Here is a 16324-nt window from a genome sequence, read left to right as displayed (position 1 = left end):
GATCCCCATTCACTACCCTGGAGACCATGACCGCTCCGCTCGAACCAGCGTCGACAGACCCGGGGGCACGCCCCCGTAGGCCCGACGCCGTCTCCATCGCCACCGAACTCTGGGTGGTGGTCATCCTCGGTCAGCTCATCGCCTTCATCGGTCAATACCCGTCGCTGCGCGAGACGTGGGATCAACAGGTCGGCGCCCTGCCGGCCGACACCCCGCAGGAGGAGCTCGACCTGCTGACGTCGTCGGTCACCCTGATCGTCGTACTCGGTCTGCTGGCACTCGCACTGACCGTCGCGTCCGGCGCCGCGGTGCTGCTGACCCGCAACGGCTACAACTGGGCGCGGCTCGTCGTCGCCGCCATGGGTGTGTTCATCGCGGTGAACCTGATGTTCTCGCTGTTCGGCGACGTCCAACCCACCTGGGTGATGGTCCCGCTGGTGATCAGCGGCGTCGCCGCACTCGGCGCGTCCGTGCTGCTCCTACGCCGGGAGAGCGAACAGTACTGCCGGGACATGACCGCCCACCGACGCCGCCCGAGTGGGCCACCGAATCCGCCGCAGCAGGGACCACCCTGGGGCGGCGGCCACGGCCAGCAGCACGGCCCGGCCCCGTGGACGTATGGTGGCGGGCAGCACAGCGGCGGCCACCAGACCCATCCGGATCGTCCGCGTTCGAACGAAGGAAACGAATCCCGTGGTGAGTCCTGACCCTGCACACCGACCGAAGCTTGTCGTGTGGGCCTACCGGTGCTGGATGACCTCCGGTGCCCTGATGGTGGCCATCGGCGTGTTCTGCGCCTATCTCGGGGTCACCAGCGCCGCATCGGCGTTGTTCCCGGTCGGCATCGGCATCCTCGTCGCCGCGGTGGGTGGCGGATTCCTCGTGATGGGCGGTCGGGCATACGCGGGCGACGCCCGTTGGCGCTCGTCGCTGGCCGCACTGACCCTGGTCGTCGTCATCATGTTGTTGTTCTTGAGCTTCTTCGTCCCGATCCTGGCCTTCGCGCTGATGGCGTCGCTCGTCGCCCTGTTCGGATCGCTGCTTGCCTTCCGCCCGGAGTCCGAGCAGTGGTACGCGACCTTCGACCCGGACGCCCCGACAAACCAGAGCCCCAGGTGACCGACGCCGCACCAGCTGACGAGCCCGACCCCGACGAGGCCCACGGCACCGACGAGGCCGACCAGCCCCAAAGCGCCGACCAGCCCGACAGCGCCGATCAGCCCGACACCGCCGACGAGGCGGTGAGTCGCGATGCTCCCGAGCCGCCCGTCGACGAGGGCGAGCTGCTGTTCTACGAGCCCGGCGGAAGCTGGTGGGTGGTCGCGATCGGGCCGGTGCTGATCGGCGCCGTCCTGGCGATGGAGATCGCCGGCCCCGGACAGGTCCATTGGCTGGTGCTGGGCATCTTCGCCGCGATCCTCGTGGGCTTCTCGGTGGTGCAGGTCTATGCCGCCCGCACCCACGTCAGCGTCCGCCTCACCGAGGCGACGCTACGCCAGGGCACCCAGACGTTGCCGCTGACCGACATCGCGGTCGTCTATCCCGCCAACAACAGCCCGGAACACCAGACGTGGGAGAGCGCCCGCGCACTCGGCGAGCTGCCCGCCGTCCCGCGTCGCCGCAAGGGCGTCGGTGTGAAGCTCGCCGACGGCACGATCGCGCAGGCGTGGGCTCGCGACGTCGACCGGTTCCGCACCGAACTCACCGAAGCGCATCTCGCGGCGCAGATCGGGCGCGATTCCTGACCGGTGCGTGGCCGAGCAGCGGTCAGTCGTCAGCCGTTCTGCAACATCGGCGCGGCCATCAGCTCCTCGGGGATACCGAAGGCGTCGACGATCGTGCGCAGATGCGGCCGCAGCTCCTGACACAGTTCGTTGACGCCGCGCCGGACCGCCTTGGCCCGCTCCACCGACACGTGCCGGTGCATCAGGAACCACGCCATGTCGTCCTCGAGTGCCGAGTACACGAACAGGTCGCAGATCTTGCCGAGAAGCTCTGCCGCCGACCGTGAATCGCAGTCCTCGATGGCCTGCACGAAGGCCTCGAGCACGATGCGCTCGGTTCGCACGCGGCCCACCTTCAGCAGATGATCCTGTGCCCGGTTGAACACCTCGAACGGATCGTTCTCGTCGTCGGTGGCGCGGCGCAGCCGCTGCGCACACGTACGCACCAGATGATCCTCGCGATTGCGGAACAGACGGACCTGCGTACCCCGATCGGTCAGGTTCGACTTCTCGGTGTCCTCGTCCGATCCGTCCAGCAACGTCTGGACCACTTGTCGGACAGCAGTTTTCTCGACGACGACGTCGCGAGCCATGCTCGCGATGAACTTGACCCAACCGCCGGCGGACAGACCTTGGACGTCGTCGGCGTAGGCCGACAACACCTCTTTGGCCACCAGCTGCGTCAGAACTGTGTTGTCACCCTCGAACGTGGTGAACACGTCGATGTCGCCGCGCATGATGGAGAGCTGGTTCTCGTCCAGATAGCCTGCGCCGCCACACGCCTCACGGCTGACGTTGATCGAGTGCGACGCATGCCAGGTGGAGTACGCCTTCAATCCCGCTGCGGCACTCTCCAGCTCGCGCTGACGGCCGGCGTCCGAATCGTCAGGAGCCAGTGACTGCACCTCGTGCAGCTCCTCGGTCAGCTCGTTCTGCGCGAACATGATCGCATACGATTTTGCGATGAGCGGCAACAACTTTCGTTGATGTCCGAGGTAGTCCATGACGACGATCTCGTTGTCCTCGTCGTCGGGGGCCTCGAACTGACGTCGGATCGACCCGTAGCGCGCCGCCAACGCCAGAGCCTTGCGCCCCGCCGCGCCCGCCGTGGCGGCCACACTCACCCGGCCGCGGATCAGTGTGCCGAGCATGGTGAAGAACCGGCGGTTGGGATTCTCGATGGGGGAGTCATAGGTGCCGTCGGCCTCGACATCGGCGTAACGGTTGAGCAGATTCTCGGCCGGGATGCGCACGTTGTCGAACACGATGCGGCCGTTGTCGACACCGGCCAGCCCGCCCTTGTAGCCGCAGTCGCTGGTGGTGACGCCCGGCAGGTCGTTGCCTTCGGCGTCGCGGATCGGCACCACGAAGCAGTGCACCCCGCGGCTGGTCGGCTCCTCGCCGGGGCCGCCGGTGATCAACTGGGCGAACACCGCCGCCACGGTGGCATGCTGTGCGGCGCCGCCGATGTAGTCCTTGCGCGCCGACGGTGTCGGCGAGTGGATCACGAACTCACGGGTGTCCGGGTCGTAGGTCGCCGTGGTCTCCAGCGCCTGCACGTTGGAGCCGTGCCCGGTCTCGGTCATCGCGAAACAACCGAGGAGATCGAGGTTGATGGTGTCGGTGACGTAGCGGTCGTGGTGGCGCGCGGTGCCCAGGTTCTCGATGGCGCCGCCGAACAGTCCCCACTGCACACCGGCCTTCACCATCAGGGACAGGTCGGCGTAACCGAGCATCTCGATCGCCGTGATCGACGCCCCGACGTCGCCGGTACCCCCGTGCTCGCTGGCGAACCCGGCCGCGGAGAACCCGCTGCCGCCGAGTTCGCGCATCTCCTCCAGCATGCGGGCACGCGCCTGATCCAGGGTCAGCGACGGATCGGGGAGCAGATCGGAGCGGCCCGCGAACTTCTCGCGCGCCATGTCGCGGGTGGCTCGCCATCTCCCGTCGAGTTCGTAGCGGAGGTTGTCGACGAGAAGTGCTCGCTCGTCGTCGGACAGGTCGTCGGTGGGTGGCGTGACGGTCTCGGGATCGTCACGGACCTCGCGGTCGGCGGTCGGGCCGGCAGGGCTCTCGGTGGATGTCGCCATGGCTCCAGGCTACGGACTCGTCGACGGCCATTTCAGAAGTTTGTGACGCACGCCGCTGGCCGGCTGCTTCGGTGGCAGTCGGCAGCCGCGACTGCTACCGAACCGCACGGAGAGGTGCTATTTTTTGCCACGTGCACAGCGTGTGCTGCCCGCCGGCGGGTGGTGGGCAGCCTTGCTTTCAGGAGGTGGGAAGCTGTGTTCGGATCGAGTCAGTGCAGTGGTGGCGGTCACGATGACAAGTGCCACGGTTATGTGTTGGCGATCGGTTCTGCCGGCCCGGTGAGTCGATGCTCGACGGCGGTCGGCTCGCGGTGGCATCAGGTCACCCTGTGCGCGACACCTCCTCCCGACGTCGTCGATCGCTGAGTTCCGGGCGGGATCTGCTCCCGCATCCGAAGAGCTCGACCACCAATCGTGCGGTCATCTTCGAGTAGCCGTCCATCCATTGGTGGTTCGGCACCGAAGTCATCTGTGGGTCAGCGAACTGCCACCGTTCCGGAGCGCGTCGGGCGGGCGGTCTCAGAAGAGGTACGGCGATGAACAACATGGCGATGAGCAACACGGCGAAGAACTCGATCGGCAACGAGGTGCACCACTCGATCGCCGACCTCGCCCGGCGGCTGCACGACGTCCCCGAGGAATCCGAGCACGACGACGGGCTGTTGCGGTCGGTGACCGCCGCGGCGATCGAGAACGTGCCGGGCGCGCGGCATGCGGGCGTGCTGCTCGTCGACAAGAAGCGCAACTTCGAGACGATCGCGCCGACCGGTCCGGTGATGAGCCAGGTCGACCGAATCCAGGTCGAGACCGGCGAAGGCCCCTGTCTGCAGGCGGCCTGGAACCACCAGATGGTGCTCATCAACGACATCGCGGGCGACCCGCGCTGGCCGGCCTTCTCCGCCCGGGTGGTGAACGACACCCCGGTGCGCGCCGGACTGTCGTTTCATCTGTTCACCCACAAGGGGACGATCGGAGCGCTCAATCTGTTCGCCGACGAGGTCGATGCGTTCTCGGTGGAATCCGAGGAGGTCGGACTGATCTTCGCCACGCATGCCGCGCTCGCTCTCGGAGCCGTTCGCCAACAGCAGGACTTCCGCAGCGCGCTGGCCAGTCGAGACACCATCGGACAGGCCAAAGGCATGCTGATGGAACGGTTTTCGATTGACGCCATCGCGGCGTTCGAGCTGCTGCGACGGCTCTCGCAGGACACCAACACCCCGCTCGTGGATGTGGCCCGGCAGGTCATCGACGCCGAGAAGCCGGTGAAGGCGTGATCATTCCGGCGAAATCACCCGGCCGCCGACGACCCCGTCGTCGCAACCGGCCGGCCGCCTGCGGAGGCACGAGTTCGTCAGGGATCACGAAGCCGCCGACCGGCTCGGTGCAGGTGAGTACGTATGCGGTACCTGCGTGCTTCACGTGCAGAATCCCGGCTGTGCTCAATGCGTCGACCCGGTCGCCCAGGCGCAGCACGATGCGGTCCGGGCCGTACTCGGCCGAGATCGGGCTGCCGGGGCGCACCTCGCGGCGGTAGTGCCGGCGGATACCGAAGAACATGAAGTAGCCGACGATCCCGACGATCATGACCGTCATGTAGCCGCCGATGGCCATGGTCTCCCACGTCACTCCGCCGGTTTCCCTGGCGTGCAGTGTCACTCCGATCATGGGCACGGGTGCCGTGGCCAAGGTCAGGTATGCGCCCGGACTTCGTCGTGCGGCGCGGGCGAGCCGATCGGGCAGGTCCGGGCCGGCGATGGCGGACGCCCGGATCACGCCGTCGGCCCCGAACGTGACGTGTGGCGGGGGTGGTGGACAGGCCGGCGCCGGCGCGACCCGAGAGGTGTGATTGCGGGTGTGCCCGCGCCGGTATCGCTCAGTGAGATCGGCGTGCGCCCGCGGTGGCACCATCTCGTCCGGGATGGTCAGAGTGGTTGGGCCCCCGCTGATCACCAGCACCGACCCGATGTGCCGTACCCGGTCGATCTGGCCGACCGCGACCGCTTCGTACACATCGCCGTGGCCGAATCCGATCCACTGCGGCCCGACGTCGGCGTACAGCGGTGTGCCGGCCGGGATCTTGCGGTGCGCGTGCCGGGGTCCGGTGGTGAGCAGGAGTATCGCGAGAAGCATCACGAACGACGCGGCGCCGACGACCGGCGACAGCGCCAGGGTGACCATCGCGCCGGGGCCGGTGCCGAGGTCGCCGAACACCATGTCGGCGATGTTCCAGACAATCGGGCTGACGACGCACGCCGGCGCGAGGACGAACCAGATCGCACGCATCCCGAGGTACTCGGCGCGTGCCATCCGCGTGACGATCTCGCGGTTCGCGAGGGCATGTGTGCGGGTTCCGCCGTCGGGCAGGCGGGTGGTTCGGAGGGTCTCGTGCACGGCTGGCTCCCGGGCTGTCGGCGGCATCATCGCGGATTGGACGCGCCCGGAGGTGGAAAAGTTGCCCGAGATGGAAGTCCCCACGATGGGGGCGAGCGGACGCGCTCGGCTCCGGTGAATACTGACATCCATGCCGAGTGCACCGCCCACCACCGACGACCCCGCAGACTTCCGCGTCCACGTCGTCGCGGAATCGATCCGCCTGTTCGCCGAGCAGGGTTACGAGGCCACCACCGTCGAGCAGGTCGCGGCGGCCGCGGGCATCTCGCGTCGCACGTTCTTTCGTCAGTTCGGCGCCAAGGAAGATGTCATCTTCGCCGACCACGAATCGTTGCTCACCCAGGTGTCGGCGCATCTCGCGGCCGACGATGCCGACCCCTATGCAGCCGTCTGTTCGGCGGCCGAGGTCGTCTTCCTGCATTTCCGGGACAGTCGCGAGATGGCGGTGCGGCGGCTGCGCGTCGTGCAGGGGGTGCCGGCGCTTCGTGACCGGGAGCTGGTCACCACGTATCGGTATCAGCGGGTGTTCGAGGACTTCCTGCGCGCCCGATTGCCCGAGGAGTCCCCGGCCCGGCTGATCGGCTATGCCGCCGCCGTGACGAGTGCGCACAACTTCCTGTTGCGCGCCATGATCCGCGGCGACGAGGACGCCACCCTGGAACGCCTGCGTGCCGAACTGGGTCACCTGCGCGGTGCCTTCACCAGGCCGGAGGCGGCGTTGGGCGACGATCTGTCGGTTGCCGTCGCGGTCGTCACGCGGCCGGTGGGGTCGTCGCCGGAGGAGGTCGGCCGACTGGTCGCCGAACAACTGCGTGCGGCGCAGCAACATCGCGGACAATAGAGATCGGACCCGTCGAGGGGTTTGGCACTAAGTGCCGCCCGCGTCTACAGTGAACACTAGAGATGGCACGCAGTGCCACACATTGAGCCGATAGGAGTGACCCATGGCGTTCGGCAATCCCGACTTCAACGTCTTCGAACTGCCCGAAGAGCACGTCGCGCTGCGTGAGGCCATCCGTGCGCTGTCCGAGAAGGAGATCGAGCCCCACGCGGCGGACGTCGACGAGAACTCGCGTTTCCCGCAGGAGGCACTCGATGCCCTGGTCGCGTCGGGCTTCAACGCGATCCACGTCCCCGAGGAGTACGACGGCCAGGGCGCCGACTCCGTCGCCGCGTGCATCGTCATCGAAGAGGTCGCCCGCGTGTGCGCGTCGTCGTCGCTGATCCCGGCGGTCAACAAGCTCGGGACCATGGGTCTGATCCTCAACGGCTCCGACGAACTGAAGAAGCAGGTGCTTCCGTCGATCGCGTCCGGCGAGGCGATGGCGTCCTACGCCCTGTCCGAGCGGGAGGCCGGCTCCGACGCCGGGTCGATGAAGACCCGCGCCCGTAAGGACGGCAGCAACTGGGTGATCAACGGCTCCAAGTGCTGGATCACCAACGGCGGCAAGTCGAGCTGGTACACCGTGATGGCCGTGACCGATCCGGAGAAGGGCGCCAACGGCATCTCGTCGTTCATGGTCCACAAGGACGACCCGGGCTTCACCGTCGGACCGCTGGAGAAGAAGCTGGGCATCAAGGGATCGCCCACCGCCGAGCTGTATTTCGAGGACTGCACCATCCCCGAGGACCGCATCGTCGGCGCCGAGGGCACCGGTTTCAAGACCGCCCTGCAGACCCTCGACCACACCCGGCCGACCATCGGCGCGCAGGCCGTCGGCATCGCACAGGGTGCGCTCGACAAGGCGATCGAATACGTCAAGGACCGCAAGCAGTTCGGGCAGTCGATCAGCAAGTTCCAGGGCGTCGAGTTCATGATCGCCGACATGGCGATGAAGGTGGAGGCCGCGCGCCTGATGGTGTACACGTCGGCCGCCCGTGCCGAGCGTGGCGAGGGCAACCTCGGGTTCATCTCCGCCGCGTCGAAGTGCTTCGCCTCCGACGTCGCCATGGAGGTCACCACCGACGCCGTGCAGCTGTTCGGCGGCGCGGGTTACACCCGCGATTTCCCCGTCGAGCGGATGATGCGCGACGCCAAGATCACCCAGATCTACGAGGGCACCAACCAGATTCAGCGCGTCGTGATGAGCCGCGCGTTGCTGCGCTGACGCGGTCCCCGCGCTCTAGGTCGTCGAAAGGGGCGCCCACTCCGTCGAGTGGGTGCCCCTTTCCGTCGACTGGGTGCCGTTCCCCGTCGAGTGGGTGCCACTTCGCGTCGAGTGGGTGCCGTTTCGCGTCGACTGGGCACGGAGCGACTCGGCGCGTGCGCGGAATCGACGGCTCGGCATGGAACCAACAGGGCCGTGATCGCGTCGAAGATGCATGACGCTCGACGATCTTGCGATACCCCGCACCATCTCCCGCAAGGACGCACTGGTCGACCTCGGGATGACACCGCAGCAGTTCGCGGCGGAGTTCAGCGTGTTGCGCGGCACCAAGCATCTGCATCGGAGTGAGCTCATGACGGCGCAGGAACGGATCGTCGCTGTCGTGAATCAAGCCCACGGAGATCCGGTGGTCGCCGGCGAGTCCGCGCTGATCATGTATGGCAGCCGGTGGCACGACCAGGACTTCACGATCGAGCTGATTCGTGGGACGTCCGGTTCAGGACGTCCGGCACGGGGGACGGTGACCCGCCGGCTCGACCTCCCGTCGTCGGAGATCGTCGAGATCCGAGGGGTGAAGGTCACGTCCCCGATACGGACGGCGTTCGACCTCGGACGGCAGCGCTCACGGATGCAGGCGATCGGTGACCTCGACGCGCTCGCCGCGGTGACACCCCTGGACCTCGACGAACTGATGGCATTCGCTGTGGAACACAAGCGGTCCCGATATGTCACCGTTCTGCGAGAGCTCATTCCACTCATCGACGGGCGTGCCGAGTCACCGCGCGAAGCTGCGTTGCGGCTGTTCATGCACGACGCCGGACTGCCCAGGCCCGACCTTCAGGTCGAGATCTTCGACGAGTACGGGATGCTGTTCGCCCGATGTGATCTCGCGTATGAGGCGGCGAAGATCGCCATTGAGTACGACGGCGAGGCGTACCACTCGACGCCTGAACAGCAAGCGAGCGATGGGGCACGGGACGCCGAGCTCGACCGGCTGCAGTGGGAGGTCGTCCGAGTCACGGCGAAGCGCCTTCGTGAGGAGCCCTTCGGGGTCATCAAGGAGATCTGGGACAAGCTCCATGCCCGTGGCTTCTATTTCTGCTGACGCCCAGTCGACGGAAAGTGGCGCCCAGTCGACGGGAAACGGCGCCCAGTCGACGGGAAGGGTCAGGCGTAAGCCGGGCGGAACTCCAGCCGTGCACCCTGCTTGCGTGCCGCCGTGCGGAAATCGTTCAGGGCCCGGCCCATGTGGAAGCCGTTGGTGACGATCAGCGCGCCGGTGGCACCCATGTGCTTGAGCATCGCGACGGTGTTCGTGGCGTTGGCGACGGTGCTGGTCGAGGCGGCCTCGTTGATCATCTGCCAGATCGGCACACCGCGCCGGATCAGTCCGACGTTCATGAACTGCGCTTCGGACACCGGCAGCCACCAGGTGTTGCCGCCGGAGACGATCATCCGGTTGAACGGATGCGACAACGCCAGGTTGGCGGCGACGTTCATCCGCTGCTCCAGGATGGCCGGCGTCTGCCCGAAGGTACCCATCTTGGCGCCCAGCACGACGATGTAGCGAGTCGGCGGACTCTGCCACAGGAAGAGGCTGTTGGGCGAGAAGATGTCGGCGCTACCGAATGCCGGAGTGGGCGTTTCGGCGCGCGCCGGCGCGGCGACGGTCACGCTCAGCGTGGTGAGAAGTGCGATCAGTATTGCGGCCACCCGAACTCGCATGGCACGAGTGTACGCAAAATTGTTCGCTGTGCTGAAGAGTTTTGACGACCTCGCATCCCGTGTCCCGGTCAGGAGGGTCAGAAAGGTCAGATCACTCAGGTCAGAGCGATGTACTTGACCGACAAGTACTCCTCGATTCCCTCCGTGCCGCCTTCGCGGCCGATACCCGATTGCTTGACGCCGCCGAACGGCGCTGCGGGATCGGAGATCACGCCTCGGTTCACGCCCACCATGCCGGAGTCCAGCGCAGCCGACACGCGCATGCAGCGTTCCAGGTCGCGGCTGTAGAAGTACGACGCCAGGCCGAACTCGGTGGAGTTGGCCGCCTTGACGGCATCGGCCTCGGAGTCGAAGGTGCTGATCACCGCGACGGGGCCGAAGATCTCGTCGCGGGTCACCGGGGCGTACGGGTCGACCTGATCGAGCACGGTCGCCGGGTAGAAGAACCCTTTGCCCTCGGGCAGCTTGCCGCCCAGTCGAACCCGGGCGCCGTCGGCGACGGCACCGTCGACGGCGTCGGCGACCTTGTCGCGCTGCTTGGCGCTGACCAGCGGTCCGAGGGTGACGCCGTCCTCGTAGCCCGCCCCCAGTCGGACCGCCGCCATCTTCTCGGTGAGCTTCGCGGTGAACTCCTCGGCGACGCCCGACTGCACCAGGAACCGGTTGGCCGCGGTGCACGCCTCGCCGCCGTTGCGCATCTTGGCCAGGTAGGCGCCTTCGACGGCGGCATCGATGTCGGCGTCGTCGAACACCAGGAACGGCGCGTTGCCACCGAGTTCCATGGAGGTGCGTTGCACGCGATCGGCCGCCTGTGCCAACAGGTTCCGACCCACCGGTGTCGAGCCGGTGAAGCTGATCTTGCGAATGCGGTCGTCGGTGATGATCGCCGACGACACGTCGCCGGCGTTGCTGGTCGGCAGCACCGACAACACACCCGGCGGCAATCCGGCCTCGGCGAACACGGCGGCCAGCGCCAACATGGTCAGCGGGGTCTCGTGGGCCGGTTTGACCAGCATGACGTTGCCGGCGGCCAGCGCCGGACCGATCTTGCGGGTCCCCATGGCGAGCGGGAAGTTCCACGGCGTGATGGCCAGCGACGGACCGACCGGTGCGTGCGACACCAGGATTCGGCCGTTGCCTGCAGGTGCGTTCGCGAAGCGGCCGCTGATGCGGACCGCCTCTTCGGCGAACCATCGCAGGAACTCGGTGCCGTACTTCGTCTCGGCCTGGCTGTCGGGCAGTGCGCGGCCGAGTTCGATTGTCATCAGCATCGCGATGTCGTCGGCGCGCTCGGTGAGCAGATCGAACGTACGGCGCAGGATCTCGCCGCGCTCACGCGGCGGTGTCGCCGCCCAGTCGTCGGCGGCCGCGACCGCTGTGTCCAGAGCCTGCCGGGCATCGTCGACGCCGGCGTCGGCAACGGAGACCAGCGATTCCTCGGTGGCCGGGTCATTCACCGCGAACGTGGCTCCCGACGACGACGGCACCGATTCGCCGTTGATCCACAATCCGGTGGGCACACCGTCGAGGACGGTCTGCGGGTTGGCAATGATCGTGTCGGTCATGAGATCTCACTTTCTCGTCGGGGCGAGTGGGTTCGGGTCACGCCGGTGTCAGCGCCTCGATGACGATGCCGAGGGCCTCACGCAGCAGGTCGTCGTCGATGACCAGCGGTGGCAGCAGCCGCAGGATGTTGCCGTACGTGCCGCAGGTCAGGACCACCACCCCGCGCGAGAACGCGTGGGCGGCGGCAGCTTTGGCCAGTTCCGGGTCGGGTTCGGTGGTGCCGGGTTTGACCAGCTCGATGGCGACCATCGCGCCGCGCCCGCGGACCTCACCGATCACACCACGACCCTGAGCCGCGAGTGACTCGGCGGTCGACGACAGTGCCGCGATCGCGATCTCGCCGATCCGGCGGGCCCGGGCGTTCAGGTCGAGAGACGACATCTGCTCGATCGCGGCCAGCGCGGCCGCGCATGCCACCGGGTTGCCGCCGTAGGTGCCGCCGAGGCCGCCGGGATGCACGGCTTCCATCAGCTCGGTACGACCGGTCACCGCCGACAGCGGCATGCCGCCGGCAATGCCCTTGGCCATCGTGATGATGTCGGGGATCACCCCTTCGTGCTCGCAGGCGAACCAGTCGCCGGTGCGGCAGAACCCGCTCTGCACCTCGTCGGCGATGAACACCACACAGTTCTCGCGGCACCAGGCGGCGAGGGTGGGCAGGAACCCCGGCGCGGGCACGATGAATCCGCCCTCGCCCTGGATGGGTTCGACGATGACCGCGGCCAGGCTGTCGGCGGTGATCTGCTTGTCGATCATGCCGATGGCCCGCTCGGCGGCGGCAACGCCGTCGACGCCGGTGTCGTCACGGAACGGGTAGCTCATCGGCATCCGGTAGACCTCGGGGGCGAACGGTCCGAAATTGTGCTTGTAGGGAATGGATTTGGCGGTCAGGGCCATCGTGAGGTTGGTGCGCCCGTGGTACGCGTGGTCGAAGGCGACGACCGCGCTCCGGCCGGTGGCCAGGCGCGCGATCTTGATCGCGTTCTCCACCGCCTCGGCGCCCGAGTTGAACAGGGCGGTGCGTTTGTCGTGGTCGCCGGGCGTGATCTCGTTCAGTTTCTCCGCGACCGCCACGTAGCCTTCGTAGGGCGACACCATGAAACAGGTATGGGTGAAGTGATGGGCCTGTGTCGCAACGGCTTCGGCGACGGCCGGGTTGCTGGCGCCGACCCCGGTCACGGCGATGCCGGATGCGAGGTCGATCAGCGAGTTGCCGTCGACGTCGACGATGATGCCGCCGTCGGCGTCGACGGCGTACACGGGGGCCGCCGATCCGACCGCGGTGGGCACCGAGCTGCGTCGACGTTCGGTCAGTTCGGCCGACCGCGGACCCGGCAGGTCGGTCACCAGGTGTCGCTTCTGCGGAAGCCGATGCGTGATGGTGGTCATCTGGTCCTCGTCGGTTCGGTGCGGTCTTCTCGGTCGCCCGGAAGAATGCTCGACCCCAGTCTTCGCCGACGATCGCCGCAGGGTGACCTGACAGTTTGTCCATGAGAAGTCTCGGTGCGCTCCATTGTGTCCATCGCCTGCCGGTAGGGTGGGAGTTATGACCACGGTGCGGTGGCTGCTGGCCCAGCGGCGGCTGCAGTTGACGCTGCGGGGCGGGATGGCCGGCCTCGACCGTCAGCTCGATTGCGCGGTCAGCAGCGAGTTGCTCGACGCTGCGTCGTGGCTCTCCGGTGGCGAGGTGCTGCTCACCACCGGGCTGCGACTCGGGGACCCGGGTGTGTGGCGCGACTACCTGAAGCATCTCGACGATGTCGGCGTCGCCGCGGTTGGTCTGGGGGTCGGGTTCGGTTTCGACACGGTGCCCGACGAGATGGCCGCCGCCGCAGAAGATCTGGGTCTGCCGCTGTTCGAGGTCCCGCTGCCGGTGCCGTTCTCGGCGATCACTCGGGCGGTGCTCGATCAGATCGCGGCGCAACGATCGTCGCGGCTGGTCGCGGCCACCAAGGCGCAGCCGAAGATGACGCGCGCGGCGGCGTCGGGCGGGTCGGCGGCCGTGGTTCGGGAGCTCGCGGACGCGGTGGGCCAGAATGTGGTGCTGCTCGACCCCGGGCTCGCGGTGGTCGCCAGTGCGCCGCGGACGATGCCGTCGGCCGACCTCAACCACATTCGGGATCTGCTGGGGCGCGACCCGGCGTCCGCGGGGGCGGTGTGGATCACCGACGACATCACGATGACGGTGGCCCGCATCGGATCTGGCGGACACACATACGGCCATCTGGGCGTCGTCGGGCGTGAGGCCCTCGATGATGTGGCCCGCATGCTGGTCGGACATGCCATCTCGCTGCTGGCGATCGAGCAAGCGAGGTCGGGCGAGGTGAGTCGAGACGTCGTCGAGCTGTACGACGACGCGCTCGCCGTGGCGATCGACGGGGACTCAGGGCCCGGTGTCCTTCGTGTTCTCGGTCGGGCCGCGGATAGGGCCGGCCGGGTGCGTGCGGTCGTGTTCCGGTTCACCGACGAGGAGGCCGCGGCCCGGAGTCGTCGCCGGGTGGTCGATGAGCTCGACCATCGCTGGCGTCCCGCCGTCGTGCATCGCGACAGGGCGGATCTGCTGGTGGTGCTGCGCGGTGACGATGCCGACGACATGGCGGCCGGGCTGCTCACGCAGGTGAACTCGGCCGGTCCGGCGGCGGCCGGGATCGGGCCGGCCACTGCGGTCGGCGACGTCGCCGAGTCGGTTCGGCAGGCGCGGCTGGCGTGCCGGTCCGCGGCGCCGGGCCAGCTCGTAGACCTCGAGGGCAGCCGGTCGCTGCTGGCCGTCGACCCGGTTCGGCAGGCGCTGTCCGATGCGTACGTCCAGCGGCTCGCGCCCGTGCTCGACCACGATGCCGAGCACGGGACAGACCTGCGGGCGAGCCTGCTGGCCTACCTGGAGGCGAACGGCAATTGGGGTGTGGCGGCGGCAGCGCAAGGCGTGCACCGGCATACGCTGCGGCACCGGATGGAACGGGTCGAGGACATGCTCGACGTCGACCTCGACGATGCCCGGACCAGGGCCGAGTTGTTGCTGATGCTGTTGGGTGGCACCGCATGAGGCGGATTGCTGCGGTGCTCGCCGCGACGGTGCTCGTGGTGGGCGGCTGCGCACAGTCCGTCGATGATCCCGCGCCGTCGACACCGAGCTCCGCGCCCGTGTCCGAAACGGATAGCGCTCAGCAACATCTGGTGAATCTCGGGGACAGCTTCAGCGCCGCTGCGGGTGTGCAGCCACTCGTCGCCGGATCGCCGGTGATGTGTTTGCGGTCGTCGCTCAACTTCGCCCATCTCGTGGCGGCCGACGGAGGTTTCCGCCTCACCGACGTGAGCTGTAGTGGCGCGGACACAACGGATTTCACCGATCCGCAGTACGAGGGTGTAGCGGCGCAACTCGACGCGATCACCGACGATTCCGACGTGATCACGGTGATGATCGGCGGCAACGACAGCGCGTTGTACTCGACTGCCATCCGGGAGTGTTCGGATCTCGCTGCACAGGACGTCGCGGGGGCTCCGTGCCAGGCCGAGCACGGCGACGATTACACCGACATCATCGAAAGCGACACGTACCCAGCGCTTGTCGAGGCGCTTGGTGAGGTGCGTGCCCGGGCCCCGGACGCCGACATGCTCGTCGTCGGTTATCCCTGGATACTTCCCGCGAGCGGCGGCTGCTACCCGACGATGCGTGTCGCCGCGGGTGATGTTCCGTATCTCCGTGCGCTGCAGGCCGATCTGAACGATGCGATTCGACGCGCTGCCGAACGGTCGGGCGCGAGATTCGTCGACATGTCGGCGGTGTCCGAGGGGCGTGATGCGTGCGCGCCTTCCGGGCAGCGGTGGATCGAACCGCAGAACGGCGCGTCCGGCGCGGCCCCGGTGCACCCGAATGCGGAGGGGCAGAGGGCGATCGCGGATCAGGTCAGCGCGGCACTCGAGTGACCGTCACCCGCGCCTGCCCGTCAACGCGGGTGGGTGATGATGGTTTCGCCGGTGCGTAGGTTGTGCCAGGTGATAGTGCGGTCGGTGTGCATGGTGGGTATCCAGCCGCCGTCGTGTTTGCGATGGTGATCAGGGCGGCAGAGTGGTGCGAAGTTGTAGGGCACGCTCCAGCCGCCGGCCAGGGGGTCGGCATGGTTGAACTTGACCAGGTGGTCGAGTTCGCATTCGTGGGACGGGCGGCTGCAGTAGGGGTAGCGGCAGCGTCGATCAAGGTAGGTGATCTCGGCGCGTAGCCGGTCAGATGGTCTGTAGATGAGGGCGCCGGGTGGTGGGATGTCGAATCCGCCGTGCCCGGTGGGGTCGATGGGTGGCGCCAAACCTCGGTTGCCGACCACGATCAGTCGGCTGGCCGGTTTCGGAGTGGTGAGGGCCGGGATGGTGATGATCTTGGCCCGTTGTGCCAGGTCGGCGGCGTGGGCTGGATCGATGGCGCCGTAGCCCTGCAGTCGGGTGGGTTCGGTGCCGGTCGGGTCGTGCAGCAGGGTCCAGGCGGGTGGGGTCGGGAGGTCGGTGGGCGCTGGGGCGGTGTCGGTCTGTTTGGTGCTGTCGGCGTCTTCGGCGTTGCCGGAGTCGTCAGTGGTATCGGCGCCGTTCTCGGTCGTGTCGCCATGAGGTTCCCCCCGAACCGTAGAGGCATCGATAATGAGGAGCACGATGCCAGAGAAGCGCAAGAAGTACGACCGGGAGTTTCGTGATGGGGCGGTCCGGATCGTCGAGGAGACGGGTAAGCCGATCG

Annotated in this window: 15 protein-coding genes; 9 read left to right on the top strand and 6 right to left on the bottom strand. The window is 67.6% G+C overall.

Annotation, left to right across the window (positions count from 1 at the left end):
• Positions 1-26: 26 nt before the first annotated feature.
• From V1Y59_RS22260 to V1Y59_RS22250, 3 genes are read left to right on the top strand one after another with little or no spacing between them, the layout of a single operon-like run.
• Positions 27-707: a hypothetical protein gene (locus V1Y59_RS22260; protein ID WP_330507226.1), complete on the top strand. Its 681-nt coding sequence runs from the start codon at positions 27-29 to the stop codon at positions 705-707.
• 46 nt (positions 708-753) lie between these two features.
• On the top strand, positions 754-1119 hold the full coding sequence (locus tag V1Y59_RS22255) for a hypothetical protein (protein WP_330436598.1): 366 nt from the start codon (positions 754-756) through the stop codon (positions 1117-1119).
• The gene (locus tag V1Y59_RS22250; protein ID WP_330507225.1) at positions 1116-1745 is read left to right on the top strand and encodes a DUF3093 domain-containing protein; all 630 of its coding nucleotides are present in this window, start codon (positions 1116-1118) and stop codon (positions 1743-1745) included. Before V1Y59_RS22255 ends, V1Y59_RS22250 begins: the two co-directional genes overlap by 4 nt.
• Before the next feature lie 29 nt (positions 1746-1774).
• Here V1Y59_RS22250 and V1Y59_RS22245 read toward each other — a convergent pair whose 3' ends face one another.
• Positions 1775-3814, bottom strand: a complete 2040-nt coding sequence (locus V1Y59_RS22245; protein WP_330507224.1) for an acyl-CoA dehydrogenase family protein — start codon at positions 3812-3814, stop codon at positions 1775-1777.
• 536 nt (positions 3815-4350) lie between these two features.
• On the opposite strand from V1Y59_RS22245, the gene V1Y59_RS22240 reads away from it, so the two are divergent.
• Entirely contained in the window at positions 4351-5088 is a 738-nt protein-coding gene (locus V1Y59_RS22240) for a GAF and ANTAR domain-containing protein (RefSeq protein WP_330507223.1), read from the top strand.
• Here the strand turns inward: V1Y59_RS22240 and V1Y59_RS22235 are convergent.
• A complete protein-coding gene (locus V1Y59_RS22235) occupies positions 5057-6205 on the bottom strand; it encodes a hypothetical protein (RefSeq protein ID WP_330507222.1) in 1149 nt (382 codons plus the stop codon). The genes V1Y59_RS22240 and V1Y59_RS22235 overlap by 32 nt on opposite strands.
• 130 nt (positions 6206-6335) lie before the next feature.
• On the opposite strand from V1Y59_RS22235, the gene V1Y59_RS22230 reads away from it, so the two are divergent.
• The 3 genes from V1Y59_RS22230 (at position 6336) to V1Y59_RS22220 (ending at position 9418) form a co-directional block, all read left to right on the top strand.
• The gene (locus V1Y59_RS22230; protein ID WP_330507221.1) at positions 6336-7046 is read left to right on the top strand and encodes a TetR family transcriptional regulator; all 711 of its coding nucleotides are present in this window, start codon (positions 6336-6338) and stop codon (positions 7044-7046) included.
• A gap of 103 nt (positions 7047-7149) precedes the next feature.
• The gene (locus V1Y59_RS22225; RefSeq protein WP_330436587.1) at positions 7150-8313 is read left to right on the top strand and encodes an acyl-CoA dehydrogenase; all 1164 of its coding nucleotides are present in this window, start codon (positions 7150-7152) and stop codon (positions 8311-8313) included.
• A gap of 214 nt (positions 8314-8527) precedes the next feature.
• A complete protein-coding gene (locus tag V1Y59_RS22220; protein ID WP_330507220.1) occupies positions 8528-9418 on the top strand; it encodes an endonuclease domain-containing protein in 891 nt (296 codons plus the stop codon).
• Between the two features lie 62 nt (positions 9419-9480).
• On the opposite strand, the gene V1Y59_RS22215 is transcribed toward V1Y59_RS22220, so the two are convergent.
• The 3 genes from V1Y59_RS22215 to gabT form a co-directional block, all read right to left on the bottom strand.
• The gene (locus V1Y59_RS22215) at positions 9481-10038 is read right to left on the bottom strand and encodes a YdcF family protein (RefSeq protein WP_330507219.1); all 558 of its coding nucleotides are present in this window, start codon (positions 10036-10038) and stop codon (positions 9481-9483) included.
• A gap of 95 nt (positions 10039-10133) precedes the next feature.
• The gene (locus V1Y59_RS22210; protein ID WP_330507218.1) at positions 10134-11603 is read right to left on the bottom strand and encodes an NAD-dependent succinate-semialdehyde dehydrogenase; all 1470 of its coding nucleotides are present in this window, start codon (positions 11601-11603) and stop codon (positions 10134-10136) included.
• Positions 11604-11640: 37 nt separating this feature from the next.
• Positions 11641-12993: a 4-aminobutyrate--2-oxoglutarate transaminase gene (gabT, locus tag V1Y59_RS22205; RefSeq protein ID WP_330507217.1), complete on the bottom strand. Its 1353-nt coding sequence runs from the start codon at positions 12991-12993 to the stop codon at positions 11641-11643.
• A gap of 157 nt (positions 12994-13150) precedes the next feature.
• On the opposite strand from gabT, the gene V1Y59_RS22200 reads away from it, so the two are divergent.
• Both V1Y59_RS22200 and V1Y59_RS22195 read left to right on the top strand, forming a co-directional pair.
• A complete protein-coding gene (locus tag V1Y59_RS22200; protein WP_330507216.1) occupies positions 13151-14647 on the top strand; it encodes a PucR family transcriptional regulator in 1497 nt (498 codons plus the stop codon).
• The gene (locus tag V1Y59_RS22195; protein WP_330507215.1) at positions 14644-15528 is read left to right on the top strand and encodes an SGNH/GDSL hydrolase family protein; all 885 of its coding nucleotides are present in this window, start codon (positions 14644-14646) and stop codon (positions 15526-15528) included. Before V1Y59_RS22200 ends, V1Y59_RS22195 begins: the two co-directional genes overlap by 4 nt.
• A 20-nt stretch (positions 15529-15548) precedes the next feature.
• Here V1Y59_RS22195 and V1Y59_RS22190 read toward each other — a convergent pair whose 3' ends face one another.
• A complete protein-coding gene (locus V1Y59_RS22190; RefSeq protein WP_330507214.1) occupies positions 15549-16241 on the bottom strand; it encodes an HNH endonuclease signature motif containing protein in 693 nt (230 codons plus the stop codon).
• Between the last annotated feature and the right edge of the window lie 83 nt (positions 16242-16324).

It is taken from the genome of Gordonia prachuapensis (genome assembly GCF_036350515.1).
GTDB classification, from domain to species: domain Bacteria; phylum Actinomycetota; class Actinomycetes; order Mycobacteriales; family Mycobacteriaceae; genus Gordonia; species Gordonia prachuapensis.
The sequence above is the reverse complement of the archived record's forward strand: the minus strand, read 5'-3'. Positions and strand labels throughout refer to the sequence as shown.

Excerpts from the sequence above, each read along its gene's own strand:
- V1Y59_RS22255 (WP_330436598.1), top strand. The coding sequence starts at position 754 with ATGACCTCCGGTGCCCTGATGGTGGCCATCGGCGTGTTCTGCGCCTAT.
- V1Y59_RS22230 (WP_330507221.1), top strand. The coding sequence starts at position 6,336 with ATGCCGAGTGCACCGCCCACCACCGACGACCCCGCAGACTTCCGCGTC.
- V1Y59_RS22225 (WP_330436587.1), top strand. The coding sequence starts at position 7,150 with ATGGCGTTCGGCAATCCCGACTTCAACGTCTTCGAACTGCCCGAAGAG.
- V1Y59_RS22200 (WP_330507216.1), top strand. The coding sequence starts at position 13,151 with ATGACCACGGTGCGGTGGCTGCTGGCCCAGCGGCGGCTGCAGTTGACG.
- gabT (WP_330507217.1), bottom strand. The coding sequence starts at position 12,993 with ATGACCACCATCACGCATCGGCTTCCGCAGAAGCGACACCTGGTGACC.
- V1Y59_RS22210 (WP_330507218.1), bottom strand. The coding sequence starts at position 11,603 with ATGACCGACACGATCATTGCCAACCCGCAGACCGTCCTCGACGGTGTG.
- V1Y59_RS22215 (WP_330507219.1), bottom strand. The coding sequence starts at position 10,038 with ATGCGAGTTCGGGTGGCCGCAATACTGATCGCACTTCTCACCACGCTG.
- V1Y59_RS22240 (WP_330507223.1), top strand. The coding sequence starts at position 4,351 with ATGAACAACATGGCGATGAGCAACACGGCGAAGAACTCGATCGGCAAC.
- V1Y59_RS22195 (WP_330507215.1), top strand. The coding sequence starts at position 14,644 with ATGAGGCGGATTGCTGCGGTGCTCGCCGCGACGGTGCTCGTGGTGGGC.
- V1Y59_RS22260 (WP_330507226.1), top strand. The coding sequence starts at position 27 with ATGACCGCTCCGCTCGAACCAGCGTCGACAGACCCGGGGGCACGCCCC.
- V1Y59_RS22220 (WP_330507220.1), top strand. The coding sequence starts at position 8,528 with ATGACGCTCGACGATCTTGCGATACCCCGCACCATCTCCCGCAAGGAC.
- V1Y59_RS22245 (WP_330507224.1), bottom strand. The coding sequence starts at position 3,814 with ATGGCGACATCCACCGAGAGCCCTGCCGGCCCGACCGCCGACCGCGAG.